The 26,112-nt window shown below is 52.0% G+C and carries 22 protein-coding genes; 10 read left to right on the top strand and 12 right to left on the bottom strand.

The window, feature by feature from the left end; genetic code table 11:
- Positions 1 to 6: 6 nt before the first annotated feature.
- The 3 genes from B4C79_RS01190 to B4C79_RS01180 all read right to left on the bottom strand — a co-directional run bounded on the left by B4C79_RS01190 (position 7) and on the right by B4C79_RS01180 (position 3,302).
- The gene (locus tag B4C79_RS01190; RefSeq protein WP_168427002.1) at positions 7 to 1,248 is read right to left on the bottom strand and encodes a DUF2863 family protein; all 1,242 of its coding nucleotides are present in this window, start codon (positions 1,246 to 1,248) and stop codon (positions 7 to 9) included.
- A 46-nt stretch (positions 1,249 to 1,294) separates the two neighbouring features.
- Entirely contained in the window at positions 1,295 to 2,224 is a 930-nt protein-coding gene (locus B4C79_RS01185; RefSeq protein ID WP_291742085.1) for a sterol desaturase family protein, read from the bottom strand.
- A gap of 106 nt (positions 2,225 to 2,330) precedes the next feature.
- A complete protein-coding gene (locus B4C79_RS01180; RefSeq protein WP_291742086.1) occupies positions 2,331 to 3,302 on the bottom strand; it encodes an alpha/beta fold hydrolase in 972 nt (323 codons plus the stop codon).
- A gap of 90 nt (positions 3,303 to 3,392) precedes the next feature.
- On the opposite strand from B4C79_RS01180, the gene B4C79_RS01175 reads away from it, so the two are divergent.
- Positions 3,393 to 4,397, top strand: coding sequence for a helix-turn-helix domain-containing protein (locus B4C79_RS01175; RefSeq protein ID WP_291742088.1), 1,005 nt, complete (start codon positions 3,393 to 3,395; stop codon positions 4,395 to 4,397).
- A gap of 182 nt (positions 4,398 to 4,579) precedes the next feature.
- A complete protein-coding gene (gene acnB / locus B4C79_RS01170; RefSeq protein WP_291752437.1) occupies positions 4,580 to 7,162 on the top strand; it encodes a bifunctional aconitate hydratase 2/2-methylisocitrate dehydratase in 2,583 nt (860 codons plus the stop codon).
- Positions 7,163 to 7,220: 58 nt separating this feature from the next.
- On the opposite strand, the gene B4C79_RS01165 is transcribed toward acnB, so the two are convergent.
- On the bottom strand, positions 7,221 to 7,643 hold the full coding sequence (locus B4C79_RS01165) for a hypothetical protein (RefSeq protein ID WP_171099563.1): 423 nt from the start codon (positions 7,641 to 7,643) through the stop codon (positions 7,221 to 7,223).
- 134 nt (positions 7,644 to 7,777) lie between these two features.
- On the opposite strand from B4C79_RS01165, the gene B4C79_RS01160 reads away from it, so the two are divergent.
- Positions 7,778 to 9,283, top strand: a complete 1,506-nt coding sequence (locus B4C79_RS01160; RefSeq protein WP_291752440.1) for an amidase — start codon at positions 7,778 to 7,780, stop codon at positions 9,281 to 9,283.
- Here the strand turns inward: B4C79_RS01160 and B4C79_RS01155 are convergent.
- The 5 genes from B4C79_RS01155 to prpB all read right to left on the bottom strand — a co-directional run bounded on the left by B4C79_RS01155 (position 9,280) and on the right by prpB (position 18,148).
- Positions 9,280 to 12,015 (bottom strand): phosphoenolpyruvate carboxylase, encoded by a 2,736-nt coding sequence (locus tag B4C79_RS01155; protein ID WP_291752443.1) that lies wholly within the window; start codon positions 12,013 to 12,015, stop codon positions 9,280 to 9,282. The two genes, B4C79_RS01160 and B4C79_RS01155, sit on opposite strands and share 4 nt — an antisense overlap.
- A gap of 215 nt (positions 12,016 to 12,230) precedes the next feature.
- The gene (prpF, locus tag B4C79_RS01150; protein WP_291739328.1) at positions 12,231 to 13,430 is read right to left on the bottom strand and encodes a 2-methylaconitate cis-trans isomerase PrpF; all 1,200 of its coding nucleotides are present in this window, start codon (positions 13,428 to 13,430) and stop codon (positions 12,231 to 12,233) included.
- The gene (acnD, locus tag B4C79_RS01145) at positions 13,427 to 16,045 is read right to left on the bottom strand and encodes a Fe/S-dependent 2-methylisocitrate dehydratase AcnD (RefSeq protein ID WP_291739329.1); all 2,619 of its coding nucleotides are present in this window, start codon (positions 16,043 to 16,045) and stop codon (positions 13,427 to 13,429) included. Before acnD ends, prpF begins: the two co-directional genes overlap by 4 nt.
- 2 nt (positions 16,046 to 16,047) lie before the next feature.
- Positions 16,048 to 17,208 carry a bifunctional 2-methylcitrate synthase/citrate synthase gene (gene prpC, locus B4C79_RS01140; protein WP_291739330.1) on the bottom strand — a complete coding sequence of 387 codons (1,161 nt, stop codon included), beginning with the start codon at positions 17,206 to 17,208 and terminating at the stop codon, positions 16,048 to 16,050.
- Between the two features lie 58 nt (positions 17,209 to 17,266).
- Complete coding sequence (prpB, locus tag B4C79_RS01135; protein ID WP_105029899.1) at positions 17,267 to 18,148, bottom strand: methylisocitrate lyase; 882 nt, start codon at positions 18,146 to 18,148, stop codon at positions 17,267 to 17,269.
- 195 nt (positions 18,149 to 18,343) lie between these two features.
- Between prpB and prpR the strand changes: the two genes are divergently transcribed.
- The 4 genes from prpR (at position 18,344) to B4C79_RS01115 (ending at position 20,970) form a co-directional block, all read left to right on the top strand.
- Positions 18,344 to 19,939 (top strand): propionate catabolism operon regulatory protein PrpR, encoded by a 1,596-nt coding sequence (prpR, locus tag B4C79_RS01130; protein WP_291739116.1) that lies wholly within the window; start codon positions 18,344 to 18,346, stop codon positions 19,937 to 19,939.
- A gap of 4 nt (positions 19,940 to 19,943) precedes the next feature.
- Complete coding sequence (gene arfB / locus B4C79_RS01125; RefSeq protein ID WP_291739117.1) at positions 19,944 to 20,351, top strand: alternative ribosome rescue aminoacyl-tRNA hydrolase ArfB; 408 nt, start codon at positions 19,944 to 19,946, stop codon at positions 20,349 to 20,351.
- Positions 20,352 to 20,468: 117 nt separating this feature from the next.
- Positions 20,469 to 20,627 carry a YqaE/Pmp3 family membrane protein gene (locus B4C79_RS01120; RefSeq protein ID WP_171099549.1) on the top strand — a complete coding sequence of 53 codons (159 nt, stop codon included), beginning with the start codon at positions 20,469 to 20,471 and terminating at the stop codon, positions 20,625 to 20,627.
- 121 nt (positions 20,628 to 20,748) lie between these two features.
- Positions 20,749 to 20,970, top strand: a complete 222-nt coding sequence (locus tag B4C79_RS01115; protein ID WP_008248518.1) for a hypothetical protein — start codon at positions 20,749 to 20,751, stop codon at positions 20,968 to 20,970.
- Positions 20,971 to 20,986: 16 nt separating this feature from the next.
- Here B4C79_RS01115 and rlmF read toward each other — a convergent pair whose 3' ends face one another.
- Together rlmF and B4C79_RS01105 are read right to left on the bottom strand one after the other, a co-directional pair.
- Positions 20,987 to 21,895, bottom strand: coding sequence for a 23S rRNA (adenine(1618)-N(6))-methyltransferase RlmF (rlmF, locus tag B4C79_RS01110; RefSeq protein WP_291739118.1), 909 nt, complete (start codon positions 21,893 to 21,895; stop codon positions 20,987 to 20,989).
- Positions 21,892 to 23,904 carry an AsmA family protein gene (locus B4C79_RS01105; protein ID WP_291739119.1) on the bottom strand — a complete coding sequence of 671 codons (2,013 nt, stop codon included), beginning with the start codon at positions 23,902 to 23,904 and terminating at the stop codon, positions 21,892 to 21,894. The genes rlmF and B4C79_RS01105 overlap by 4 nt, the downstream gene beginning before the upstream one ends.
- A gap of 159 nt (positions 23,905 to 24,063) precedes the next feature.
- Between B4C79_RS01105 and B4C79_RS01100 the strand changes: the two genes are divergently transcribed.
- The 3 genes from B4C79_RS01100 to B4C79_RS01090 are packed head-to-tail and all read left to right on the top strand — an operon-like array spanning position 24,064 to position 25,064.
- Positions 24,064 to 24,210 carry a hypothetical protein gene (locus tag B4C79_RS01100; RefSeq protein WP_171099542.1) on the top strand — a complete coding sequence of 49 codons (147 nt, stop codon included), beginning with the start codon at positions 24,064 to 24,066 and terminating at the stop codon, positions 24,208 to 24,210.
- Positions 24,211 to 24,225: 15 nt separating this feature from the next.
- A complete protein-coding gene (locus B4C79_RS01095; protein ID WP_291739120.1) occupies positions 24,226 to 24,510 on the top strand; it encodes a DUF1330 domain-containing protein in 285 nt (94 codons plus the stop codon).
- On the top strand, positions 24,507 to 25,064 hold the full coding sequence (locus B4C79_RS01090; protein ID WP_291739121.1) for a DUF924 family protein: 558 nt from the start codon (positions 24,507 to 24,509) through the stop codon (positions 25,062 to 25,064). Before B4C79_RS01095 ends, B4C79_RS01090 begins: the two co-directional genes overlap by 4 nt.
- On the opposite strand, the gene B4C79_RS01085 is transcribed toward B4C79_RS01090, so the two are convergent.
- On the bottom strand, positions 25,061 to 26,038 hold the full coding sequence (locus B4C79_RS01085) for an HpcH/HpaI aldolase/citrate lyase family protein (RefSeq protein ID WP_105029337.1): 978 nt from the start codon (positions 26,036 to 26,038) through the stop codon (positions 25,061 to 25,063). The genes B4C79_RS01090 and B4C79_RS01085 overlap by 4 nt on opposite strands.
- Positions 26,039 to 26,112 lie beyond the last annotated feature (74 nt).

Here is a 26,112-nt window from a genome sequence, read left to right as displayed (position 1 = left end):
TGCTTTTCAATGCAAATGCATGCTGTTTGGCAATTCAGAGTCTTCCGGGAGTTCTGCATGCAGCAACTCACCCTCCGGGTTGGGGTACAAAGGCGATCCGCAATCTTCACAGTACTCCAGCGGGAAACGTTCTTCCAGCACCTTGATTTGACGAATGCCGACTTCTTTTAACAAGGCTTCAATTTTTGAGCGAATAACGGGGTTGTCGGGTTCGCTTTCGATGTCTTTTTCGTACACCGGGTCAGGCTCATTGCCGTATTCTTCGCCAATGAGTGGCCACACCACGCCATGCACAATGTCGCTATTGCCTTCCACAGAAAAGCCGATTCGGTATTCTTCAATTTCTCCGCGATCTACAAATGCGCCAACACTGGCATGAATTTTCTGTGTAGGTACATCCAGCGCACTTTCAAGAAAGGCGGCAGAGGCGCGTACTGAATAGGCACGAGCCTCTTTCTCGGCCTCGCGGCACGCGTTGTAAAGGCCGTTTGGCAGCATCAGTTCAAGCAGGCAGCCAGGCATTATTTTTTGAAGGGCCTGGCCACCGGTCAGTCGCCAGTTGGCGAGCACTTCGTCTTTACTCAGAAGAGTGCCATTGCTGTGGGCCTCAACTTGCCACTTGAATGCAGGTTGGCCCGCGGGCACGGAAATCGCGCCAATCAAATAACGCACATCACTTAAAAAGCTTTGGGTGGCGGGCAGGTTCTCGGTGTCGATGCGAACTTTCACGCGATCGATAGCAGCTTGCCCCAATTGCCTCGCCAGTTCCGCCGCTGCGGTGTAACTTTCAGGCAGTTGATCCGGGCTGAACAGCATGTTGGTGAGCACCAGGTGGGCATGATCAGACAGCACATTTTTTTGAAGCAGCTTGGTGAACTCAGCCACCGTGGCCTCTTCAATTTTGCCAGACGGAATGTTGTAGGTTGACCAGGCCAGTACTGGCGCGGCCAACAACAGAATGTCTTCTTCTTGACCCAGCTCGGGACTTTCGACGGTGTTTTCGATGGCAAAGGCCAATTCGTCGTAGGCACGGTAGTTGGTACTGTACAAGTGATCAAGAGTTTGCATCAGCGTCGTGTCGCTGCGGCCTTCAAGCATGGGGGCCAACGCTGCAAACAGCTTCTTTTTCCAGAAACGGCGCTCAAGCCGGCTACCGGCGTCTGCAAGCAGAATGGCCAGGTTCGCCAGCGGTTTGGCGTACTTGGACAGTTTGGATCGGGAAGCTGTGTTGAGTGGTTTTCTGCGCATGGGTGATCCTTCTGAGGTTCCACCCATTGTAGTACGAGAAGATTGCTTAAATTGTTTTGTCGCGCAGGTTGGACTGATCGCTCAGGCCTGGTCGTACCCACTCGGGCGGTGCCCATATGTGCTTGATACGCTGCCAAACTGGGCCAGGCTTGAGTGCATCTGAAAACATGTCGCGCCATTCATGGGTGTTCAGCGTCCAGATGTTGTTGGTCCTGGGTTGGCGAACAATGCCGTAGTCCACCGGCGCAACTTCGGGCTCGAAAGTGCCAAAAATTCGGTCCCAGATAATTAATACGCCGCCGTAGTTTTTGTCGATGTATTCGGCGTTGCGACCATGGTGCACGCGGTGGTGGCTGGGTGTGTTGAAAATATACTCGAACCATTTTGGAAACTTGTTCACAGCCTGAGTGTGAACAAAATATTGGTAACCCAAGTTGATGCCATAGGCCAATAGTACTGCCCACACGGGGAAGCCAATGATCAACATGGGCGCCCAAAAAATTTGGTGCAGGTTCACTGCATAGAACAGGCTTTGGCGCATGGCTGTGGTGGTGGTCATGTTCTCACCACTGTGGTGTACAACATGCGCGCACCAGAACCAGCGTACCCGGTGGCTGCCCCGGTGAAACCAGTAATAACAAAACTCAATGCCGAAAAGCAAGCCAGCAAAACTCAGCGGCGTGACTTCAATGGTCGCGATGCGGAAGGAGTAGATCCATTCCATGAATGCCGACACAAACAGCGCAAACCACACCAGCTCCATAGCCTGGTAGCTTCCACCCAACAGCATATTGGTGATGACTTCATTTTTTTTAAAGAAGAACGACTTGCCCTCTTTTTTCAGATACAGGTACTCGACCAGCGTTGCGCCCAGAAAAATTGGGGTGAGCAAGGTTAGAAACACCTGTTTCCAGTCCGGGTTCGGCCCGAACAGCAAATTGAATGTGGGCATTGCCTGATTGATCAACTGTTCCATGCGTGAGTCTCCGCGTTTTGGTTTTTTGATGCCTTGAATTGTGCGCGGATATTGGCAAGGAATATTGTGAGTTCAAGCCTGTTTTTTGTGAAAATGCGCCAGCGTTTTACTGCGCAATCATCTCACGCCACTTCACATAGTCCGCTGCAACCTGCTTGGGTTGTTCCATCATGGGAACGTGCCCAACCTTGTCCATCAAAATGACATCGAAACCAGGCATCGCGGCTTTCAATTCTGCTGCGCCGTCCACATGCAATACCCGGTCTTCCTTGCCCCACACAATCAGGCCTGGGCCCTTGTATGCAGATGCTGGCAGCACAGCAGCCAGGTCAGAGGGCACGGTTTTAAAGTCTTTGTAAATGCGCTTGTGCAAAGATTGATCCGTGGCAGCGCGCGCAGCCATGGCATCCACTACAAAGCCGGGTGCGAAAGCAGGGCGCTCATACATCACCACATCCACAATTTTCTCGAACTCTTCGCGATTGCTTGCAGTTAAAACAATTTCACCTGTCTTCTCGAATTTCTGGATCACTTCTGATTTTCTGGACTCCACCAAGCCTGCGGGTGCTAAAAACCATACGGAGGCTACATCGCCGGGGTATTTTGCCGCATAGGCGCCGCTGATCCAGCCGCCCATGGAGTTACCGCCAATGTGTGGTTTCTCCAGTCCCAGCTTTTTAATAATTTCATGTACCCGGTCAATTTGGGTGTTGATGACATAGTCGGCATTCAAGTCGCGGGTGGAGGCTCCGAAGCCTGGCACGTCGATTGAATAAACGGTGTAGTGCTTGGTCAGGTAATAAGCCACCCGATTGAAGTTGTCTTTTGAGCCACCAAAACCGTGAATCAACACCAAGGGCTCGCCCTGGCCACCCTGCAGATAGGGCACCACAAAGCCGTCAATTTGAAGTACCTTGCGCTCAAGTCCGGAAATGGCCCGTTCGGCAGCAATGGCCAATCCCGCTGCACCCTGAATTTCACCTTCGGGCGCTTGAACGTTGCAGCCACTCAGACCGACAAGCGCAGTGCTTGCAAGAAGGGCTGTCAATCGCTTGATTGCGGTGCTGTGTTTTTTCATGTTGTGGTGTCTGTTTGTTGAAGTTGTATTGTTGAATACGCGCTAGCATAGAACAGGTAAAACTCTTCTGACAATATTTATTGTCAAATAATGAACCAGCATTCTAATCTCGGACATATTTCTGCCAGTTACGTGAATCTGCTTTTTGACTGGTTGGTAAGCGCTCATCCCGAAGTGGCCACCCGCATGCCCTTCGCACGGCCGGTTGCAGGTGAGTTGAACCGAATTGAGATTCCGCAATGGCAGGCCATGCTGGACTGGACGTACCAAGCGCTTGAGGACGCTGCAATGCCGCTAAAAATTGCTGCCCATGTGCGCCCGGCCAACATGGGTCTGTTGGGTTATGTGGCCAGTTGCTGCACCAACTTGGGCGAAGCATTTGCCCGTTTGCAGCAGTTTGAGAATTTGGTGTACAGCGTCAATGCATTGAATGTGGCGTTTCAGGGCGATGAAATTATCCTGCGTTGGGGTGCCGAACGCGGGCGCCCGGGTCACTGGGTTGATTCAGTGGCCATTGGCGTCTTGGTGGCATTCACCCAGCATTTGATAGCCACACCCGTGTACCCACGCCGTGTTCAGTTCATCAACCCCATGCCTGAAAACCCAAGTGATTTCGATGTTTTTTTTCAATGCAAGGTGGGTTTTGCAGGCGATTACACAGAAGTGGTGTGGCCAGTCAGTTTGCTTGAAATGCCATTGAAGTCGCCAGACCATGTCATGCGCAGCATGCTCGACCAGCAGGCGCAGTTGTTGTTGAAGCAGGTGAAGAATGGCGAAGAGTCAATTCCCGGTTTTCAGAAGGCCTTGCAAGAGTCCGTTGGCGCTGGCTTGCCGAGCTTGAACGAAGTGGCCCGCCGTTTGTGTGTCAGTACCCGTACCTTGCAACGGCGCTTGCAAGAGCAGGGCAGCAGTTTTAGAGATGAGTTGGAGCAGGTGCGGGTTGAAATGGCGAAAAACTGCCTTCAGGCGGGTGATCTCAGCCTGGCGGACATTGCCAATTTTCTGGCTTACAACGATCAAAGCGCTTTTACCCACGCCTTTAAACGGGTCACCGGTGTAAGCCCGGCCAAATATCAGCGTACAAAGCGACAATAGGCTCTAAAAGCGGACCGAATCGACCTTGCCCTCTTCAAAAATAAGGGAAAGTCCTATATCATATATAAGACTTGAGAGGCACTGAAACCCCGCCACTTTTGCATCGCAGCACTTGTGTGCACGTGCGAACTGCCTCAAAATTACACAGTTTCTATTGACCCCACCCAATCTAGGGAGATCTCATGCTTGAGTCCTATCGCCAACACGTTGCCGAGCGCGCAGCGTTGGGCATTCCTCCACTGCCTTTGTCTGCCCAGCAAACTGCTGATCTGGTTCAGCTGCTGAAGAACCCGCCCGCAGGCGAAGAAGAGTTTTTGCTGGACCTGATTACCAATCGTGTGCCCGCTGGCGTGGATGATGCCGCCAAGGTGAAGTCTGCCTTCCTGGCCGCCATTGTGAATGGCTCGGACACCTGCAAGCTGATTGATCGCAAGAAAGCAACTTTCTTGCTGGGCACCATGCTGGGTGGTTTCAACATCAAACCATTGATTGATGCGTTGAACGATGCCGAAGTGGGTGAAATTGCGGCTGAAGCCCTGTCAAAAACCCTGTTGATGTTTGATTACTTCCACGACGTAAAAGACCTGGCCGACAAGGGCAGTGCAACTGCCAAGAAAGTGATGCAAAGCTGGGCCGACGCCGAGTGGTTCACCAGCCGCCCCGAAGTGCCAAAAAGCATCAAGTTGACCGTGTTCAAGGTAACCGGTGAAACCAACACCGACGATTTGTCGCCCGCGCCCGATGCCTGGAGCCGTCCCGACATTCCATTGCACGCCTTGGCCATGTTGAAAAACCCACGCCCAGGTATTGAAGCGGACGAACCTGGCAAGGTTGGCCCCATTAAGCAATTGCAGGCCCTGATCGCCAAAGGCAACCCAATCGCTTATGTGGGCGATGTTGTGGGTACTGGTTCATCACGCAAGTCAGCCACCAACAGTGTGTTGTGGTTCACGGGTGATGACATTCCGTTCATTCCCAACAAGCGTTTCGGCGGCTACTGCCTGGGCAACAAAATTGCTCCCATTTTCTTCAATACCATGGAAGATGCGGGCGCCTTGCCAATCGAGCTGGATGTCAGCCAAATGGACATGGGCGACGAAATCGAATTGCGCCCATTTGAAGGCAAGGCCTTGAAAAACGGTGCCGTGATTGCTGAATTCAGCATGAAAACTGATGTGCTGTTCGATGAAGTACGCGCCGGTGGCCGTATTCCATTGATTATCGGTCGTGGCCTTACAGACCGCGCACGCGCTGCTTTGGGCCAAGGCCCAAGCCCAGTGTTCCGTCGCCCCTCTTCACAAGCTGCATCAACCAAGGGCTACAGCCTGGCGCAGAAAATGGTGGGCAAGGCATGTGGCGTGGAAGGTGTTCGCCCAGGTACTTACTGCGAACCCAAGATGACCACTGTGGGTTCCCAGGACACCACGGGTCCCATGACCCGCGACGAATTGAAAGACCTGGCCTGTCTGGGCTTCTCTGCTGATTTGGTGATGCAGTCCTTCTGCCACACAGCGGCTTACCCCAAGCCCGTGGACGTGAAAATGCACCATGAACTGCCCGACTTCATCGAGAACCGCGGCGGTGTGGCTCTGCGCCCAGGTGATGGTGTTATTCACAGCTGGTTGAACCGCCTGTTGATGCCCGACACCGTGGGCACTGGTGGCGATTCTCACACCCGTTTCCCGATTGGTATTTCTTTCCCGGCCGGCTCTGGCTTGGTGGCGTTTGCTGCTGCCACTGGCGTCATGCCTTTGGACATGCCTGAATCCGTACTGGTTCGCTTCAAGGGCGAAATGCAGCCCGGCGTTACTTTGCGTGACCTGGTTAATGCAATTCCTTTGTACGCCATTAAGGCAGGTTTGCTGACCGTTGAAAAGAAAGGCAAGAAGAACATTTTCTCTGGCCGCATTCTGGAAATTGAAGGTTTGCCAGAACTGAAAGTTGAGCAGGCTTTTGAATTGTCAGACGCCTCTGCAGAACGTTCAGCTGCGGGTTGTACCGTGCATTTGGACAAAGAGCCAATTATTGAGTACATGAATTCCAACATCACTTTGATGAAGTGGATGATTGCACAAGGCTACCAAGATGCACGCACGCTGACGCGCCGAATCAAAGCCATGGAAGCCTGGATTGCAAACCCTGAATTGCTGAAAGGCGACGCCGATGCGGAATACGCTGCCGTAATCGAAATCGATCTGAAAGACATCAAGGAGCCCATTCTGGCTTGCCCGAACGACCCTGATGATGTGAAGTTCTTGAGTGAAGTGGCTGGCGACAAGATTGATGAAGTATTCATCGGTTCTTGCATGACCAACATTGGCCACTTCCGCGCAGCCGGCAAGGTGCTGGAAGGTAAAACCGACATTCCAACACGCTTGTGGATTGCACCACCCACCAAGATGGATCAGCACATCCTGACCGAAGAAGGTTACTACGGCATCTTGGGCCGCACTGGCGCGCGCATGGAATTGCCAGGTTGTTCACTGTGTATGGGTAACCAGGCGCAAATCCGCAAGGGTTCCACCGCTGTATCCACTTCCACACGTAACTTCCCGAACCGCCTGGGCATTGACACCCGTGTGTACCTCAGCTCGGCCGAACTGGCTGCTGTGTGTGCACTGATGGGCAAGATCCCGACTGTGGAAGAGTACATGGAGCAGGTGAAAATGCTGGGCAATGTGTCTGGTGAAGTTTATCGTTACATGAACTTTGATCAAATCAAGGAATTTGTGGACATTGCAAACAAGGCTGAATTGGCGGCATAAGTAGGCCCACCAAGTTGTAACAACACAGTCATAAAAAAGCCACCTTCGGGTGGCTTTTTTACGTGTGTTCAATCCGCTCTTTTCGGGGACGCTGGTTTTTTTTCGGTTTTCGGTTGACCTGTAGAAGCAATTCTTTCAAGGTTGAGTGAATTACATTGATTTCAGCAAGCTTGCCCAGGCGGCAAATGTCCCTGTGATTTGAAAATTTCACAAACATGTCGCTGTGGTCTTCTTCAAGAAAAAGAATATTGGCAGTGGGGAAAGTTTTCTCCAGCTTGCTCAATGCGCCTTCTTCAAATTCTTCCATGATATTCATGTCACAAATCACAAGCTTGGCGTGTGAAAGTTCGCTGAAATCTGGCTCAATGCTGCGAAATGAATGGACACATTTTTCGCCCAGGCTATTCAGAAAGCGTTGGTAAGCCATTGTTTTTATGGGGTAGTCGCTGAATACTACACAGGCGATAAGCAGTGGTTTCATGTCATGCAGCCAACGCAATTAAAATTTTGGATGCCTTATTCTTCCTCTTTCCAATCCGGGTGGGTATTACCTGAGTGGGGTAAGATATTCACTTACATACATTGCTACCCCAGTTTTTCGGAGACACAATAAAAATGGCAGGTTTCAAAGAATATGACCAGTTCGACGCCCTTGGTCTTGCCGGGTTAATCAAAAAAGGCGAGGTGAGCGCAGTTGAATTGCTCGAGGAGAGCATTGCCCGCACGGAAAAAGTAAACCCGCGCATTAATGCCGTAATTCGTCCCATGTACGACATTGCACGTGCGCGCGCCAAAGAAACTGTCGAGGGGGCCTTTGCAGGTGTTCCCTTTTTGTTGAAAGACCTGATTGCCAGTTATGCCGGTGTCGAGATGAGCAGCGGAAGCCTTTTCTACAAAGGCTTTGTGCCCTCCGAAGATTCAGAATATGTAAAGCGATTCAAGCGGGCGGGTCTGAATATTTTTGGTAAAACTGCCACGCCGGAATTTGGTATTACCCCCTCCACTGAACCTGAGCTGACCGGGCCATGTCGTAACCCCTGGGATCCACTGCGCAGCCCTGGTGGCTCCAGCGGCGGTGCTTCCGCAGCTGTGGCGGCTGGCATTGTACCCATGGCCAGCGCAAGCGACGGAGGCGGTTCAATTCGCGTACCCGCATCGTGCACCGGCTTGTTTGGTTTGAAGCCCACGCGCGGGCGTGTGCCTTCTGGCCCCGACCTGCCCGATGGGTGGTTTGGTTTCATTGCAGAGCATGTGGTGTCGCGCACTGTACGGGATTCTGCGCACATGCTGGACTGCTTGCAAGGCAACTACCCCGGCCAACTGCTGCGTATTGCGTCGCCAGTAAAAACGTATGCTGCGGCAATTGAAGCAAAGCCCAAGAAATTGAAAATTGCCTATTCACTGGACCCCGCCTTGGGTGAAACCCTGCATGCTGATTGTCAGGCAGGTGTGCTTGAAACAGTCAAGTTGCTTGAAAGCCTTGGCCACACTTGTGAAGAAGTTCGCCTGCCCATTCACAAGGAAGAATTTATTTACGCTTACACCGTGTTGGTGTGTTCAGAAATGGCTGCTACCTTGAAAGAAGGTGAGCGCGTGTTGGGAAGAAAAGGCAAGGCGGCTGATTTTGAGGCACGGACATGGGCATTGATGAAATTGGGTCGCAGTTTTAATGGTGGTGATGTGGCCAATGCGGTGTGGACCATGGCGCAGTTTTCTCGCCAGTGGATGACGTTTTTCGAACCCTACGATGCGCTGTTGACCAGTACCTTGGGCGAATTGCCAATTGCAGTTGGAGGCCTTCGCCCAACCCCGCAAGAAATGATTGAATTGAAGGCACTGAGCTATTTGCCAATTGGTTTTATTGCCAAGCAAAAAGATTTTGTGTTGAAAGCGGGGCGGCGCGTGTATCAGTACTGTTCCCAAACCATGCCGGCCAATGTCACGGGTCAACCTTCAATGAGCGTGCCATTGCACTGGAATGCGCAAGGCATTCCGGTGGGCATGATGTTCACTGGCCGTTTTGGTGAGGAAAATGTGTTGCTTAGCCTGGCTGCCCAGCTTGAGCAGGCCAAGCCATGGGCAGGCAAACGCCCGCCCATTCACGCGGGCGGTTCAGTTTAACCAAAGCGGTTGGAACTGGCGATTGCCTGCATCGACATGACAATGGGCTCAACCAGTCTGTCTTGAATCTCGGGGCCCGCTTGCTGGTGGGCCTTGAGTAATCCAATTTGCATGGCGTGGGCCGCCTGTGTCAACGGCTTTTTCACCGCAAGTATTTCTGCATCAGCGGGATTGTGATCCATCAAGTCGTTGCTTTTTTTGATACTCAAGATCATTTCTTTTGTCAGTTCATATTCATTCTTGATCGCCTCAAACACGCCTTGCGATTGAACCGGTGCCAATTTTGCATACTGTTGGGCAATTTGCAGGTCCGCTTTTTCCATGGCGGTGGCGGTTCTGTCAATAAAGCTTTTGAAGAAAGGCCATTCCTGATACATGGTTTGCAGTTGTGCCGTTCGTTGCGCGGGTGTGGTGTTGGCGCCAGCCGGTTGATCGATGAAGTTTTTCAGTGCGCTGCCTGTGCCAAAAAATGCGGGCATGGCGCTTCCCGATTGATACCACGAACCCACCCAAGGTATGGCCCGCAGTTTGTCAAGGTTGAGACCGCCTCCCGCCGTGTTTGCGCGCGAGGCAGGGCGGCTGCCAGCATTGGATTTACCGACAAATTCAATGGGTGTACTGCTTTGAAAAAAATGGGGAAGCTCGGGATTGGAGTACAGGCTTTCATAGTGGTTGCGTGCATGTTGAGCAAGTTTTTCCATGGTGCTGGCGTATTTTGCAATTTGTTGGTCTTTGCCGGTTGCCATGGTCTCAAGCGTTGAGCCCACCATGTCTGCCAGGTTGGATTGCGACATTGTTTTTGTGCCGAATTTTGCAGGTACTTCTTCACCTTGCTCGGTTTGACGCATGCCGGTTAGCAAGCTGGCGCCGTTGCTTGATTTGATTTCCTGCGCATAAGAATCGCCTGAACCCCTGGCTTCTGTGCCGCCGCGGCCATGAAACACATGCAAACTCACGCCGCGCTGCTCCGCTACTTCAAGCATCTTGGCTGTACCTTCATACACGGCCCAACTCGAGGCGAGTGGTCCGTCCAATCGATTGCTGTCGGAATAGCCCACCATGATTTGTTGCTGATTGCCGCTGGCTTGAAGCGCCTGACGGTACCATGGGTTGTTCAGCATGCTGTTCAAAATGGCCGGGCCGTTGTGCAGGTCATTCACAGTTTCAATCAGGGGGACAACATTCATCTTGATGCCTTGCTCATCGGCCAGGCCTGCGTGTTTCAGCAGCAACATCACTTCAAGCATGTCGCTCATGGTTTCTGTGTTGGCCGTAATGCAGTTTTTAAGTGCCTGCGGCCCGTAACTGTCGTGAATGGTTTTGTAACTCTTGATCAATGCTATTTCGCGATCAAATTCGGCATTCTCGCTTTGACCGTCAATGGGTGCATCGCTCAGTACAGTTTGCTTGTTGAGCAGCAAGTTGGTCAACAAGGTCTGCTTTTCAATTTCTCCCAGGCTTTCGTAATTGCTTGGGCCGCCAGACCTTCTCAACAATTCACCAACTGTTTTTTCATTCATGGCGCTGTTTTGCCGAATATCGGTGCTGGCACCGTGAAACCCGATGCTGTCTGCATCCAGTTTCAGCAAATCCAGTTTCTCTTGAACGGCCGCTTTTTCTTGAGTATCCAAACTGGCAATGCTCAAAGATTCAAGATCATGTACCAGTTCATTTGCGTTCAGGTACAAATCGCCTTGAATTGGCAATGGGCTGTTGCCCACCAAATGTGTTCGGGTTCGCGCCAGTTTTTCCCGAATCAGACCAAGTGATTCCGAATGTCCAGATTTGCAAAGCAGGTTGCACAGGCTGCCTGTTTGGGTATTTTTCTCTTTGCCAATTTCTTGTTCAAAGTACTCAAAAGCTGCCGTACTCAGGGTTTTGACCACGTCCTTTAACACGGTTGCATCAATATTCGGGTTGCCATCCCGATCACCTCCAACCCAGTTGCCAGCTTCAACCAAGGGTTTCGACAGTTTCAAATTATTGGGCAGTCCCGAGAGTTGTTGGTTGATCTGTTCGTGAATGGTGCGGCCAGAACTGTGCAAGTGCCTGATATTGGCAGAGAACTGATTGGCCTCGTCTTGCACGGTGGGTTTTAGTTCCCGCACGCCTTGAATTTCCCAGAGCTCTTGGCAGACTTTTGCATTGCCTTGGGGGCTGGCAATGTTGTCGAGTTGAGAAAGAACAATTTCACTGGCCTGAGGTTTGTTGAAATTGGTAGGGTGGGCAGTAAATACCGGAGAAATTTTGGTATTCGACAGTCTTTGAACAATAGATTCTCCCCGGCTTGCCGAGTTGTCGATCAAGGTTTTCAGCCCTCGCATCAGCGATTGCGTTATTGGGGCATCTTGGGCCTTCATCTGCCTTTCCGCAGTACTCAATATCATGAGTTGGCTATTCAAGTATTTCAGTGCACTGACTATTGCCTCGGGGTCATTCTTGTTACGTTGAACAAATTCCTCTACACGGGCATGAAGTTGATTGAAATCAGGTTCAGCAGTTTCAATCTGTTCAGCCAGTTCACAGGCCTGTTCAAACTTCAGCGGGGGCAAGCTTTTCTGCAATTGAAGCTTTAAATTCGCATGGGTATTTTGCCGAATATCTTTGAGCTTGCTGGCCAGGGGGCCAACAATCCTGGTGGATGCTGAGCCTGAGCTACTTCTTCCCAAGGCATTGCTGCCTGCTGACATAGCGATTTGAGCACTGCTGTGGCTTGCAACTGCGCGAAACATGGTGGGGACTCCGTTCTATTTTTTTGGAGCCACGAGGATAATTTGGGTGGAGTTACGTAATCAGAAAGAGGGGTGGGGGGACGTGAGTACTTGCTCACTCTTTTGCCCATAGCTACAGTTTCAGGGATTGTAAACTTGCACTTCAGTTTTCGGCATTGCACCAAAAAAGACTGAAGTGCATGTAGTGGCAAGCTTTATCAGCTTGGTTCCATTACTTAAAACGTATCGTTGGGTATGCGAACCCAACCTTCCATCAATACGCGTGCGCTGCGGCTCATAATCGCCTTTTTCACCGCCCACTGGCCGTTTTCAAGCACAGCCTGTGCACCCACACGCAAAGTACCACTTGGGTGGCCAAAGCGAACGGCTTCTCTTTCACTGCCACCCGCCGCCAAATTCACCAGGGTGCCAGGCACAGCCGCCGCTGTACCAATGGCCACTGCGGCCGTACCCATCATCGCGTGGTGCAATTTACCCATGCTCATGGCGCGTACCAGCAAATCGATGCTTGCAGCTTCAACTGCCTTGCCGCTCGAACTGGTGTAGGTTTTCGATGGTGCAACAAAGGCCACTTTGGGTGTGTGTTGGCGTTTGGCTGCTTCATCAATGTGTTTGATCAAGCCCATTTTCAGGGCACCGTGGGCGCGGATGGTTTCGAACATCGCCAATGCCTTGGGGTCACTGTTGATGTCGTCTTGCAGTTCGCAGCCGGTGTAGCCAATGCTGTCCGCATTGACGAAAATGGTCGGGATGCCCGCATTGATCAAAGTGGCTTTCAATGTACCCACGCCGGGAACATCAAGGTCGTCAATCAGGTTGCCAGTGGGGAACATGGAGCCTGAAGCACCATCTTCGCCTTCATCGGCCGGGTCCAAGAACTCCAGCTGAACTTCGGCCGCGGGGAAAGTAACCCCATCCAGTTCAAAGTCGCCGGTTTCTTGAACAAGCCCGTTGGTAATTGGCACATGCGCAATAATGGTTTTGCCAATATTGGCTTGCCAAATACGCACCACACAAGTGCCATTTTGTGGCACGCGTGCGGGCTCTACCAAGCCACTGGCCACTGCGAATGAACCCACCGCAGAGGACAAATTACCGCAGTTGCCGCTCCAGTCCACAAAGGCTTTGTCGATGCTGACCTGTCCGAACAGATAATCCACATCGTGATCCGCCTTGCTGCTTTTACTCAAAATCACGGTTTTGCTGGTGCTTGATGTAGCACCACCCATGCCGTCGATTTGCTTGCCATAGGGGTCCGGGCTTCCGATTACACGCAACAAAAGTTTGTCGCGTGCCTCGCCCGGTTTCTGGCAAACTTCGGGCAAATCCTGCAACCTGAAAAACACACCTTTGCTGGTGCCGCCACGCATGTACGTGGCGGGTACTTTCAATTGCTGTGTGTGTTGATTGCTCATGCAGCTGTTCCTTCAAGGAAGTCTTGCGCGAAACGCTGTAAAACGCCGCCAGCCTCGTAAATCGAAACCTCTTCAGCCGTGTCCAAACGGCAAGTCACAGGGAATTCGACGCGTTCCCCATTCTTGCGGGTCATCACCACAGTCAAGGTTGCGCGTGGGCTGCGTTCGCCCAACACTTCAAACACTTCTGTGCCGTCGATGTTGTAGGTGTGGCGTGTGTTGCCAGCCTTGAATTCCAGGGGCAGGGTGCCCATGCCGATCAGGTTGGTGCGGTGAATTCGCTCAAAGCCTTCAGCAACAATTGCTTCTACTCCGGCCAGACGAACACCTTTGGCTGCCCAGTCGCGAGAAGAACCCTGACCGTAGTCAGCACCTGCGATGATGATCAGCGGCTGGCCACGGTCCATGTAGGTTTCAATTGCTTCCCACATGCGCGTTACCTTGCCTTCCGGTTCAATGCGGGCCAGTGAGCCTTTTTTCACTTTGCCGTCTGCATCGCGAACCATTTCGTTTTGCAGGGTGGGGTTGGCGAAGGTGGCACGTTGCGCGGTCAAATGGTCACCACGGTGCGTGGCATAGCTGTTGAAGTCTTCTTCCGGCAAGCCCATTTTGTGCAGGTATTCACCTGCCGCGCTGTTCATCATGATCGCGTTGGATGGGCTGAGGTGATCAGTCGTAATGTTGTCACCGAGTACCGCCAGCGGGCGCATGTTTTTCAAGGTGCGTGGTCGAGCAGCCAAAGCACCTTGGCCTTCCGTGTCCCAGTAGGGTGGACGACGAATGTAGGTGCTTTGTGGGCGCCAGTCGTACAGTGGGCTTTTCGCTTCTTCAATGGCACCCAAGTCAAACATGGGAATATAAATTTCGCGGAACTGTGAAGGTTTCACGAATTCATTCACGATCGCATCTATTTCTTCATCTGAAGGCCACAGGTCTTTCAGGCGAATTTCTTTGCCGTTCACTACACCCAGCACATCGCGCTCAATATCAAAGCGAATGGTGCCCGCGATGGCGTAAGCCACCACCAGAGGGGGGCTGGCGAGGAACGCCTGCTTGGCGTAGGGGTGAATGCGGCCATCGAAGTTGCGGTTGCCGCTCAATACAGCGGTGGCGTACAAATCGCGGTCAATAATTTCTTGCTGAATTTTAGGATCAAGCGCGCCACTCATGCCATTGCAGGTGGTGCAGGCAAACGCCACAATGCCAAATCCCAGCTTTTCCAGGTCGGTTAGCAAACCGGCTTCTTTCAAATACAACTCAGCCACTTTCGAGCCAGGCGCGAAAGAAGACTTCACCCAAGGCTTGCGCACCAAGCCCAACTCATTGGCTTTGCGGGCCAACAAGGCCGCAGCCACTACGTTGCGCGGATTGCTGGTGTTGGTGCAACTGGTAATGGCGGCAATAATCACGGCGCCGTCGGGCATCAAACCTTCAGCTTCTTGGGCGCGCGCGGCGTCCAGGTTGCCTGCAATGCCTTTGGCTACCAAATCGCTTGTGGCCACTCGGGCATGCGGGTTTGACGGGCCAGCCATGCTGCGCACCACCTTGCTCAAATCAAATGTCAACACGCGCTCGTATTCAGCACCTGTCATTTTGCCGGCCCACAAGCCAGTGTGTTTGGCGTAGTGTTCCACCAGCTTCACTTGCTCGTCTTCACGGCCAGTTAACTTCAGGTAGTCGATGGTTTGCTCGTCGATGTAGAACATCGCGGCGGTGGCACCGTATTCCGGGGTCATGTTCGAGATGGTCGCCCGATCACCAATCGTCAGGCTATTGGCACCTTCACCGAAAAATTCAATGTACGCACCCACCACGCGTTCTTTGCGCAAAAATGCGGTTAGCTCCAGAACAATGTCGGTGGCAGTAATGCCGGGCTGGCGCTTGCCGGTCAGCTCAACGCCTACGATGTCAGGCAGACGCATCATGGATGCACGGCCCAGCATCACGGTTTCAGCTTCCAGACCGCCCACGCCAATTGAAATCACGCCCAGCGCATCCACATGAGGTGTGTGGCTGTCTGTGCCCACGCAAGTGTCAGGAAAGGCCACACCATCGCGCACCTGCACCACTGGAGACATTTTCTCCAAATTAATTTGGTGCATGATGCCGTTGCCGGCGGGAATTACATCCACATTTTTGAATGCGGTTTTGGTCCAGTTGATGAAGTGAAAACGGTCTTCATTGCGACGTTCTTCAATGTCACGGTTTTTCTGGAAAGCGTCGGGATCAAAGCCGCCACATTCAACCGCCAGTGAATGGTCCACAATCAATTGCGTGGGCACCACCGGGTTCACCAGTGAGGGGTCACCGCCCTGGTCCGCAATCGCATTGCGCAGGCCTGCCAAATCCACCAAAGCGGTTTGACCAAGAATGTCGTGGCAGACCACGCGGGCTGGATACCAAGGAAAATCAAGATCGCGCTTGCGGTAAATCAATTGCTTCAGGCTGTCAGTCAGCGAAGAAGGTTCACAGCGGCGCACCAGCTGCTCAGCCAGCACCTTGCTGGTGTAAGGCAGCTTGTCCCAAGCACCTGGTTCGATTGCATCGACAGCCGCATGGGTGTCGAAGAAATCAAGCTTCGTACCTGGAAGGTTTTTACGGAATAGAGTGTTCATGCTTATTTGCGATCCTTGATGGGTACAAATTTCTGGTCTTCGGGGCCGGTGTAGTTGGCGCTTGGGCGAATGATCTTGCCGTCAATTCGCTGCTCAATCACATGGGCGCTCCAGCCGGAAGTGCGGGCGATCACGAACAGGGGCGTGAACATGGCGGTGGGCACACCCATCATGTGGTAGCTCACGGCGCTGAACCAGTCCAGGTTCGGGAACATTTTCTTGATTTCCCACATCACGCTTTCCAGTCTTTCAGCGATGTTGTACATCTTCATGTTGTTCTGTTCTTTGGACAAATCTTCCGCCACTTTCTTGATCACCACATTGCGGGGGTCGCTCACGGTGTACACGGGGTGGCCAAAGCCAATCACTACTTCCTTGCGTTCAACGCGTGCACGAATATCGGCTTCTGCTTCATCTGGGTTGTCGTAACGCTTTTGAATTTCGAACGCCACTTCATTGGCGCCACCATGCTTGGGGCCGCGCAAGGCACCAATGCCGCCGCAGACGGCGGAATACATGTCGGAACCTGTACCGGCTACCACGCGGCTGGTGAAAGTGGATGCATTGAATTCATGCTCTGCGTACAGAATCAACGAGGTGTGCATGGCGCTGACCCAACTGTCGCGCGGCTTTTCGCCGTGCAGCAGGTGCAGGAAGTGGCCACCGATGGAATCATCATCAGTTTCCACTTCAATGCGCTTGCCGTTGTGGCTGTAGTGATACCAGTAAAGCAGCATGCTGCCCAGGCTGGCCATCAGTTTGTCGGCAATGTCCCGAGCACCGGGGTGGTTGTGGTCGTCTTTCTCGGGTTGCAGGCAACCCAATACGGAAACACCAGTGCGCATCACATCCATGGGGTGAGCTGAAGGGGGCAGGGCTTCCAGGGCTTGCTTCACGCCCGCAGGAATGCCGCGCAAAGCTTTCAGTTTCAGTTTGTAGCCAGCCAGTTCAGCCACGGTAGGCAGCTTGCCGTGCACCAGCAAATATGCAATTTCCTCAAATTCGGTGGTGGTGGCCAAGTCCAGAATGTCGTAACCGCGGTAAGCCAGATCGTTGCCTGTGCGGCCCACTGTACACAGGGCGGTATTTCCAGCGGCGGTGCCTGAAAGGGCTACAGATTTTTTGGGCTTAAAGCCAGGGGTTGTTGTTTGTTGCTCAGACATTGCTGTCTCCTGTTAAAAATAGTTTTTTATAACAATTGTTTATATTGTTTAATTAAAGTTATTTCTGCTGAAAAAGAGCGTCCAGTTTCTGCTCGAAGTCGTGGTAGCCAATGCTGTCATACAGCTCCATGCGGGTTTGCATGGTGTCCAGTACGTTCTTCTGGGTGCCATCGCGGCGCACCGCTTCATACACGTTCTGTGCTGCTTTGTTCATGGCGCGGAACGCGCTCAAGGGGTAAAGCACCAAGCCTACGCCCACGCCTTTCAGTTCTTCGGTAGTAAACAGTGGGGTTGAACCAAATTCAGTGATGTTGGCCAACACAGGCACCTTCACAGCGTCCACAAATTGCTGGTACATGCTCAGTTCAGTCATTGCTTCCGGGAAAATCATGTCGGCACCGGCCTCCACGCAGGCACAAGCACGGTCAATGGCCGATTGCAAACCTTCCACGGCCAATGCATCTGTACGCGCCATGATCACGAAGTCGTCTGAACCACGGGCATCCACGGCCGCTTTGATGCGGTCCACCATTTCAGCTTGGGTCACAATCGCTTTGCCGGGGCGGTGGCCACAGCGTTTGGCGCCCACTTGGTCTTCAATGTGCATGGCGGCAGCGCCGGCTTTCATCATGGCCTTGGTGGTACGAGCGATATTGAAGGCTGATGAGCCAAAGCCAGTGTCGACATCCACCAGCAAAGGGGTGTCACACACATCGGTAATTCGGCGCACGTCGGTCAGTACGTCATCCAGTCCTGAAATGCCCAGGTCGGGCAGACCCAGTGAACCAGCCGCCACGCCGCCGCCGCTCAGGTAAATGGCTTTGAAGCCGGCACGCTTGGCCAGCAATGCGTGATTGGCATTGATTGCGCCAATCACTTGCAAAGGTTGTTCTTCTTTCACTGCCTGACGAAAACGGGCGCCTGCGGAATGTTGGGTCATGGTGTTCTCCTTGTTGTATGTTCTGTGTAGTGCAGGGTTCGTGCCAGTCAACAAAAATAATAGATTGTTCAAATAAGATCAATAATTTGGCGTATTAATATCAAGTAATTACAAGAATAATTTGATGGTGTTTTGAAACACATTTGTATAAAATGAAACGGTCAAATGTTTCAAATGAAACTTAAGGTGTTTTGAATGAAACCCAGAATTGTGGTGTTCAGCATCAGCGCATTGGCTGGTACATTGCGGGAGATTGCCCGCGACTACAGCGGTTCAGCCAACATTGAATTGGTGCCCAAGGCCTATGAAGATGCCTTGGCGTATGCACGTCATCGTTACTACACCGACACGGCCGATGTATTCATCGCCGCGGGTTCAAACGGCGCATTCTTGCAGAACCAGCTTGAGGCGCCGCTGGTCATTATTCGTACGGACGGTTTTGATGTGATGCAAGCCTTGGCATCAGCCAGAAAAGCGTCCGCGGCAGTGGGCTTGGTCAGTTACGAACATTCGTTTGATGAGCTGGAGCAGTTTGCCCGAGCGTTTGATGTGCCCTTGAGTACCCGAACTTATCGTACACCGGAGGACGCGCGTCGCGCTGTGCGGGAATTGGCGCAGCTGGGTGTGAAGGTGGTGGTGGGGTCGGGCTTGGTCACCGAAATCGCGCAAGAAATGGGCATGGAAGCCATTCTGATTTATTCCCGGCAAGGTGTTGTCAAAGCCTTTGAGGAAGCCATACGGCTGGCCAGTGCCAAAGCTTCTGGCGGAGTGCGCCGAAACAGTCAGGCTTATACCTACCACACAGAACAAGACCTGATTGGCAATAGCCGGGCAGTTGAAAAGCTGCGCAATACGATTCGCCTGTGTGGCAGTATCGATTTTTCCGTACTAATTCAGGGTGAAACCGGCGTGGGCAAGGAGTTGGTGGCCCAATCCATCCACAGCGCCAGCCCTCGCGCAGGAAAGCCATTCGTCGCAATCAATTGTGCATCGCTCACAGAGAGCTTGCTTGAAAGCGAGCTGTTTGGTTATGAAGAGGGTGCATTTTCAGGGGCCGTGAAAGGTGGGCGCGCGGGCATGTTTGAAAGCGCACAGGGGGGCACCGTGTTTCTCGATGAAATTGGTGACATGCCTTTGGCTTTTCAAACCAGGCTGCTGCGCATTCTCGAGGACAACACAGTGCGCCGAATTGGTTCTGCCTCATCCCGCAAAGTTGATTTTCGTTTGCTGGCGGCCAGCAACGTGAATTTGCAGCAAGCCGTTGAAGAAGGGCGCTTTCGCGAAGACCTTTATTTCCGGCTGAATGAAATGCTGATCCATATCCCACCACTGCGAGAACGTACCGAAGACATTGGCGAATTGGCGGGCTACTTTTTAAGGACCACGCCAGTGCGTGTCAGCAAATCGAAATTTGATGAGTTTCTTCAACTGGCTTTGCCAGTTCTTCAATCCTTGCCTTGGCCAGGCAATATCCGTCAATTGAAGAATGTGTGTCGCAGGGCGGCTGTGTTGATGTTGCAAGAAAGTGATCTGTCGTCCTGGCGCACCTGGTTTCCAGACCTGCTTGTGGGCGTGGAGAATTCGACCACGTCACCTTTGCAGCACATCAATTTTCTCGATTCAATGAGCAATATGAATGCCTTGGCCTTGGCCTACAGCAGGGCGCCTATGTCGGAGCGCACAAGCATTGTCCGTCAGGCATTAAACCTGGTCGGTGGCGAGGTCAATAAAGTGGCTGAAGGTTTGGGCATTAGCAGGTCTACGGTTTGGCGTTTAAATAAGGGCAGCTAACAACATGTCATACACGCCACCCACCTTGACTGAATCGGATGTCGAATTCACCGCCATTCGCGCCCAAGGCGCAGGTGGTCAAAATGTCAACAAAGTGTCCAGTGCCATTCATCTGCGTTTTGACATTCGTTCATCGTCTTTGCCTGAATTCATCAAGGAAAAATTACTGGCTCTGCAAGACCAACGTTTGACCAAAGACGGTGTTATTGTCATCAAAGCTCAAACCACGCGCAGTCAAGAACAAAATCGGGTAGAAGCCCTTGCACGCTTGAACGAGCTGCTTGCCGAGGTTGCCAAACCTGTCAAGGTTCGCCGTGAAACCCGACCCACCCTGGGTTCAAAACGTCGCAGGTTGGAAGGCAAAAGCATTCGGGGGCAGGTCAAGGCGCTGCGTGGAAAGGTCCAGGATTAATCGTTGCCCGTGACAGAACACAAGCTGTTGTACGCGACCGAAAATAACAAACATTTGTCTTTATCGTGTATAAAAAACACTGGCAATTTTTGTTCAAACTATTTTTCGGGAGAATCAATGGACCTTATTCGCATACTGATCGCCATCTTGTTGCCTCCACTGGGCGTGTTTCTTCAAGAAGGGCTGGGCAAGCATTTCTGGATCAACATCATTCTGACTTTGCTCGGCTACATTCCCGGCATTGTTCACGCCGTGTATATCATTGCCAAAAAGTAGCCGCTTGCTGCTTGCGCAGGAACACTGCCCTTGGAGTGTTCCGTTTTACAAATTATTCTGTATGCCGTTCTTGTTCGCAGCCCGTTAATACCCTCTCATTCACAACATTCAGGAAAACAAGATGCAAGCCACCAAACTGATTGGAATTCTGTTGATTGTTGCCGGCACCTTGGGACTGGTCTACGGGGGCTTTAGCTACACCGAAGAGTCAACCGCAGCAAAAATTGGTTCACTCGAGATCACGGTGGATCAGGAAAAAGAGGTCAATGTTCCCATGTGGGCAGGCGTGGGTGCAATTGTCGCCGGCGCTTTCCTGCTGCTGGTGGGTGGTCGCCGCCGCTAGTTTGTCCAGCGTTCAACTAAACAAATGACCACGCCACAATGCGCGTGGTCTTGTTGCCTTGTTCCATTTCAACTTCAAGAATATCCCGTGCACCCGCATTGCGCATATGCCATTTGGCTTGCGGTACATTTTCGGCCTTTGACACCAGCGTGGTAAACCATCTGCATTGTTTACCAAATTGCGCGCTCTCGTTGATCATGGTTTGCAGAAAACCAATTTCCCCACCCTCGCACCACAATTCATTCTTCTGCCCACCAAAATTCAAGCCCGCAGGTGCTTTTGAACCTGGTTTTTCTCCACGATTAAAAGCCAGGCTATTCACTTTTCGTTGATTGCTTTTTATGGCTTCTTTTTGTGAGGCGTGAAACGGCGGGTTGCATACGCTCAGGTCAAATTTCTCCCCTGGCTTGATCACACCTTCCAATATTTTCCGTTTGTCCCGCTGCAGCCGCAGATCAATCAGGCGCTTCAAGTCGTCGTTTTTATCCAGCACCGAGGCAAGGTTCTTCAAGCCAACCGGGTCAATTTCACTGCCAGTGCAGTGCCAGCCGTATACTTTTGCTGCCAGCAATGAATAAATGCCGTTGGCCCCTGTGCCGATGTCCAGCATTTTTACCTGCTTTGAATCTGATGCATTAATCCCGCAGCTTGACAGCAAATCTGCCGCGTAATGAATGTAATCCACCCTGCCGGGGATCGGAGGGCACAGGTAGCCCTCTGGTACGTTCCACTCCGAGATGCCGTAGTGGTGTTTCAGCAGTGCGCAATTCAAAGCTTTCACGGCAGCAGGCGAGGCGAAATCGATGGAGTTTCGGCCGTGGTTATTGGGCTTAACAAATTTTTTCAGGGCAGGGGAAGTCAACACCAAGGCATCGAAATCGTAACCGTCTTTGTGCGCGTTATTGGGGTGAAGTGTTTTAGTCAATTTTTCTCTCGCTGGGCCTTGCTGCGCGCCGCCAAATCATAGCAACCGGTTTTGTTGGCATTCTCGGTAGAATCGGGCGCACCTGTGTCCACAAATGGAATCAATGCGGCAAACGGGTTTAGCAGCGACAGCAACACCGCGCCAGCCACTTTGCCCGCAATTGGACCTTTTTCAAGGGATACATCGGGTGAGCCCATGGTGCCGGTGATCAGCAAAGGCGTACGCAAGCTAACCGGACTGAAGTCTTTGGGTGTTACAACCACCCTCAAATTCAAGGCTTCTGTTTTCATCGAAATACTGCCATTGACCCACATTGCAGAGTCTTGAGTATCAATCACAAATACCCTGGGTTGCAGTACGCCATTGTTTGCATCCAGATCGGCAAACGCACAGGTCATTTGCAACACGTCATCACCCCGAAACCAAACACCGAGCGCCTCGGCAGCGTCCAGGCCTGCGGCCTCAACGATCAAATGCGACATGGTGCCATTGCGCACCTGTGTTCGTACATTGCCAGCCAGGCTACCCAGTATTTCAGCAGTCGAGCGGCCTTGCCCACTCAGTGTGGCAGCACCATTCATGGTGCCGGTTACATAAGGCAGCTCATTGCCTGCCCTTGGTATGTTCAGCCATTGCTCAAGCTGCACATTGGCCCAATTCAGGTCCACATTCCAAATAGCGATATCTTCTCGCCCATCCAATTGCACCGAGCCAGCAAGTTCGCCCTTTGCTGTTTTTGCCTGAATGTCTGAAATGGTCAAAACACCCTCAGTGACAGCCAAATGTGCCCGCAAGGGTCGAAGTGGCTTCAATATCTCGCTGCCCAAATCCAGATTGTCGATGTCAATTTTTACATCAGCATCCATCGCTCTCAGGGAGGGCAGGTCAAAGGGTTTGTCCGGCAACACTCTGCCTTGGTTTGTGGCTGCTGCAACTTGTTTTTCAGCCGGTGCGCCTACGGTAGGGCCCAGGTCAGCCAGTACCAGCGACGCTCCTTTGAGTTCTCCGGTCAGAAGGGGTTGTGTTTTTCCACCTTCATAAACAAAGCGCCCGTTCAAACGACTGCTGCCGATTGTTGCGTTGTCAATATTGACTTGCCAGTTGCTTGCATCACGCACCAAATTGCCTTCCGTACGAAAGGCTGGCGTGTTTGGCAGCGTGACTCCTAGCGCCTGGCCTGCCGCGGCCAGGGATGAGCCACTTACTGCAAATTGTCCAGACAGTTGTTGCATGCCCAGCGCATCGGCGGCGTTCCCCTTAAAGTCCAATCGGGCTCGCCCCAAAGACACGTTCAACTCCACCGGAATTGGCTTGCCTTGCTTGGCCACCCAAGGCAGTACACCGGTTGATTTCAGTTGTATATCAAGCTTTTTACCTTGATACGAACCCAGTGCCATCACAGTTAGCGCATCGGCTCCAATCTCTCCTTCCTGTAGGCTCAGTGTTGCATCCAGATCAAGATCAAGGGGCTCATCCCGATAGGTGATTTGGCCTTTCTGAATGGCCAACAAACCAAACTCCGGGGCAGGGGCAGGCCCTGTGTCTGGTTCGTTTTTGGCAAATTGCCACGATGCTCGCCCGTCTTTCAGGCGTTCGAAATTGCCGTTCAGCAATGTGGCTGTTAACGACTTGATTCTCAAGGCAGATCCTGGCGTGTTGGCCCACTTGATCAGATCAACATAACGCAATCCAACAGATACGTTTTCCGCTCTAACCATAAAAGGCGACTGGCTCCAGGCAGGTGCGTCCACCTCAAAATGATTCAAGCTCAATCGAATGCCACCAATCAAGCGCAGTTTAAACCGGGGGTCACTTTCATCCGGTTTCGTCAGTTGAATATCTCTTTCAAGTGTTTTACTCAGCCATTGCTCGGCTGGTTTGGCCAAAAAGGGCCATCCCATTAGTTCAAATATACCCACAGCCAAAACAAGCAAGGCCAGTGTCGCCCAAGCCATTATTCGAAAAGGCTTTTGCTGGTAAAGCTTTAAGGTAATCGGTATTCTTTTCAAGTGTTGTCCTGATTCTCTGGTGCAAGAATTCGGTTGTTGTCTCGCACTTCTTGCTGTGCTTAACGCATACTGGCAAGAAGCAGTCAACCTAAGTGTGTTGTACCCGTTATACGGAATATCTCAATTCGATTGATTTCTTTTATTCAGGAAGTATGAAACATGAAAACATTGTTTTCCATGATTGCATTGATGTTCGCTTTGAGCAGTTGTGCAGTGTACACCCCTGCGGGTTCTGTCGTGGTTGATCCGGGTGGCCATGGCGGCGGTCATTGCCCACCCGGGCAAGCCAAAAAAGGCAACTGCTAAAACGGTTTGCCTGTTATGAGTGCTTACGTGGTTGGTCAAATCAACATCATCGATCCACTCAAGTGGCAAGAGTATCGGGACCAAGTGCCCGGCACTCTTGCTGCCTGGAATGCAGAATTGGTTTTCAGGGGTGTTAAGACCGCAGATTTGGCACTCCAAAATGCCTTCAGCGACATCGTGGTGATACGTTTCCCAACGCTGGATGCAGCCCATGGCTGGTTTCAATCGAATGCTTACCAGGCACTTATACCGCTTCGCGAGACTGCGGCCCAGGTGTTGTTAACCACATACGAGGCTTGAATCACTTGCTTGATCCTGCAGCTCGAGAAATTCTCCAGTTTTGGTTTGAGGACACAGATCCGAAATCCTGGTGGTCGGCCGACCCAAAGTTTGACGAACAAATTCGTCTGCGTTACGGAGAAACCCTTTTGAAGGCTGCCAAGAGTGAGTTTTTCTCATGGCGTGCCTCAGCCAGAGGACGTCTCGCAGAAATCATTGTTCTAGATCAGTTTTCTCGCAACGTGTACCGCAATACACCCTCAGCATTCGCTCAGGATTCGATGGCCTTGGCCCTCGCCCAAGAAGCCGTTGCGACGGGTGTGTTAAACGACTTGACTCCCGATGAAAGGGCATTTTTGCTTTTACCTTACATGCACAGCGAGTCACGGCTTATTCATGTTCACGCCGAGCGCTTGTACCGAGAATGGGCTCCCGAGAATAACCACAACTTTGAGCTTCGACACAAGGAAATCATTGACAGGTTTGGGCGATATCCACATCGAAACAGAATCCTGAATCGAGAGTCCACCCCTGAAGAGCTCGAGTTTTTAAAACAACCGGGGTCAAGTTTTTAGCCACCGCGGTTTGATCGCGCATTGAGCACTTCAAAAAAGTATCTGTAGCTGGCACGGTCATGCAGTTCACCCTTGATCTGAATCGGCCCCCATTCAGCTTTCTGTGCCTCGGTCAATACCAGCACCGCTTCATCCACCTCGGAATCGGTGGGCAGCATGGCCGATACAATGTGAACAATCTGATCCGGATGAATGCTCCACATTCGTGTGAAGCCGAAATCGCGTTTAGCACGAGTCGCGTCCTCGGCCGCCATTTCTGGCTGACGAATATTGCGGGTCACGTTGTGCGAGGGCACTTTGCCAAATCGATGGCAGGCTGCTGAAATTTCAAGTTTTGCCCTGCGCACCAGCGGGTTTTCGAATTGACCCGGCGAATTCAAAGCGGTTTTGGGAATTGCACTCCGGTGGCTCGAAATGAAATCCATTATTCCGAACGAAAGCGATTCAACTTCTTCAAGACCTGCAATTTGATGCACAGCCGCCAGGGCTCCGTGGGTTTCAATCAACACGTGCATGGGTGGCGCTTCAACGCCCGCCTTGGCGCATTGTTCACGAATACGGCCAATCGCCAGTTTGACGTCGTCAAAGTTTTCAGGCTTCGGTAGCATCAAGTAAGCGGGCAAGGGCACACCTTCGCGCAACACAATTGGCAACTCCTGTTCAAACGCAGGGTCTTGCACCGGGTGCAGTCGAACGCCCGGTCTGCGCGTTTCGCCACCGTATCGTGCTGAAAAATCGACCAGGCTTTGTGCAGCCCATGTTGCAATTTCGGTCACATGGCCCACCACAGCTCCATCTTCCAAGTCCAGCGTAATGTCGAAGCAGGCTCCAATTTCGGCGCGAATCTGCAAAGCCTTCTCAAAATACTTGGGGCGGCCTGTGTAGTGGTCACACACCGGCAGGTTCACCTGTGCGTGGTCTTCGCTGTACAAAATTGTGGAAATGTTTGCCAAATCCAGGTTGTGCTTCTTCACGCGCTAGTCCTTCCCAGTGTTCTTTCAAATGCAAATAAAAAAAGCCAGCATCTCTGCTGGCCCTTTTTATCACG

The organism is Limnobacter sp. UBA7229 (assembly GCF_002473065.1).
GTDB classification, from domain to species: domain Bacteria; phylum Pseudomonadota; class Gammaproteobacteria; order Burkholderiales; family Burkholderiaceae_B; genus Limnobacter; species Limnobacter profundi.
The sequence above is the reverse complement of the archived record's forward strand: the minus strand, read 5'-3'. Positions and strand labels throughout refer to the sequence as shown.

Coding starts and splice junctions, on each gene's coding strand:
- B4C79_RS01190 (WP_168427002.1), bottom strand. CDS start 1,248: ATGCGCAGAAAACCACTCAACACAGCTTCCCGATCCAAACTGTCCAAG.
- B4C79_RS01185 (WP_291742085.1), bottom strand. CDS start 2,224: ATGGAACAGTTGATCAATCAGGCAATGCCCACATTCAATTTGCTGTTC.
- B4C79_RS01180 (WP_291742086.1), bottom strand. CDS start 3,302: ATGAAAAAACACAGCACCGCAATCAAGCGATTGACAGCCCTTCTTGCA.
- B4C79_RS01175 (WP_291742088.1), top strand. CDS start 3,393: ATGAACCAGCATTCTAATCTCGGACATATTTCTGCCAGTTACGTGAAT.
- acnB (WP_291752437.1), top strand. CDS start 4,580: ATGCTTGAGTCCTATCGCCAACACGTTGCCGAGCGCGCAGCGTTGGGC.
- B4C79_RS01165 (WP_171099563.1), bottom strand. CDS start 7,643: ATGAAACCACTGCTTATCGCCTGTGTAGTATTCAGCGACTACCCCATA.
- B4C79_RS01160 (WP_291752440.1), top strand. CDS start 7,778: ATGGCAGGTTTCAAAGAATATGACCAGTTCGACGCCCTTGGTCTTGCC.
- B4C79_RS01155 (WP_291752443.1), bottom strand. CDS start 12,015: ATGTTTCGCGCAGTTGCAAGCCACAGCAGTGCTCAAATCGCTATGTCA.
- prpF (WP_291739328.1), bottom strand. CDS start 13,430: ATGAGCAATCAACACACACAGCAATTGAAAGTACCCGCCACGTACATG.
- acnD (WP_291739329.1), bottom strand. CDS start 16,045: ATGAACACTCTATTCCGTAAAAACCTTCCAGGTACGAAGCTTGATTTC.
- prpC (WP_291739330.1), bottom strand. CDS start 17,208: ATGTCTGAGCAACAAACAACAACCCCTGGCTTTAAGCCCAAAAAATCT.
- prpB (WP_105029899.1), bottom strand. CDS start 18,148: ATGACCCAACATTCCGCAGGCGCCCGTTTTCGTCAGGCAGTGAAAGAA.
- prpR (WP_291739116.1), top strand. CDS start 18,344: ATGAAACCCAGAATTGTGGTGTTCAGCATCAGCGCATTGGCTGGTACA.
- arfB (WP_291739117.1), top strand. CDS start 19,944: ATGTCATACACGCCACCCACCTTGACTGAATCGGATGTCGAATTCACC.
- B4C79_RS01120 (WP_171099549.1), top strand. CDS start 20,469: ATGGACCTTATTCGCATACTGATCGCCATCTTGTTGCCTCCACTGGGC.
- B4C79_RS01115 (WP_008248518.1), top strand. CDS start 20,749: ATGCAAGCCACCAAACTGATTGGAATTCTGTTGATTGTTGCCGGCACC.
- B4C79_RS01100 (WP_171099542.1), top strand. CDS start 24,064: ATGAAAACATTGTTTTCCATGATTGCATTGATGTTCGCTTTGAGCAGT.
- B4C79_RS01095 (WP_291739120.1), top strand. CDS start 24,226: ATGAGTGCTTACGTGGTTGGTCAAATCAACATCATCGATCCACTCAAG.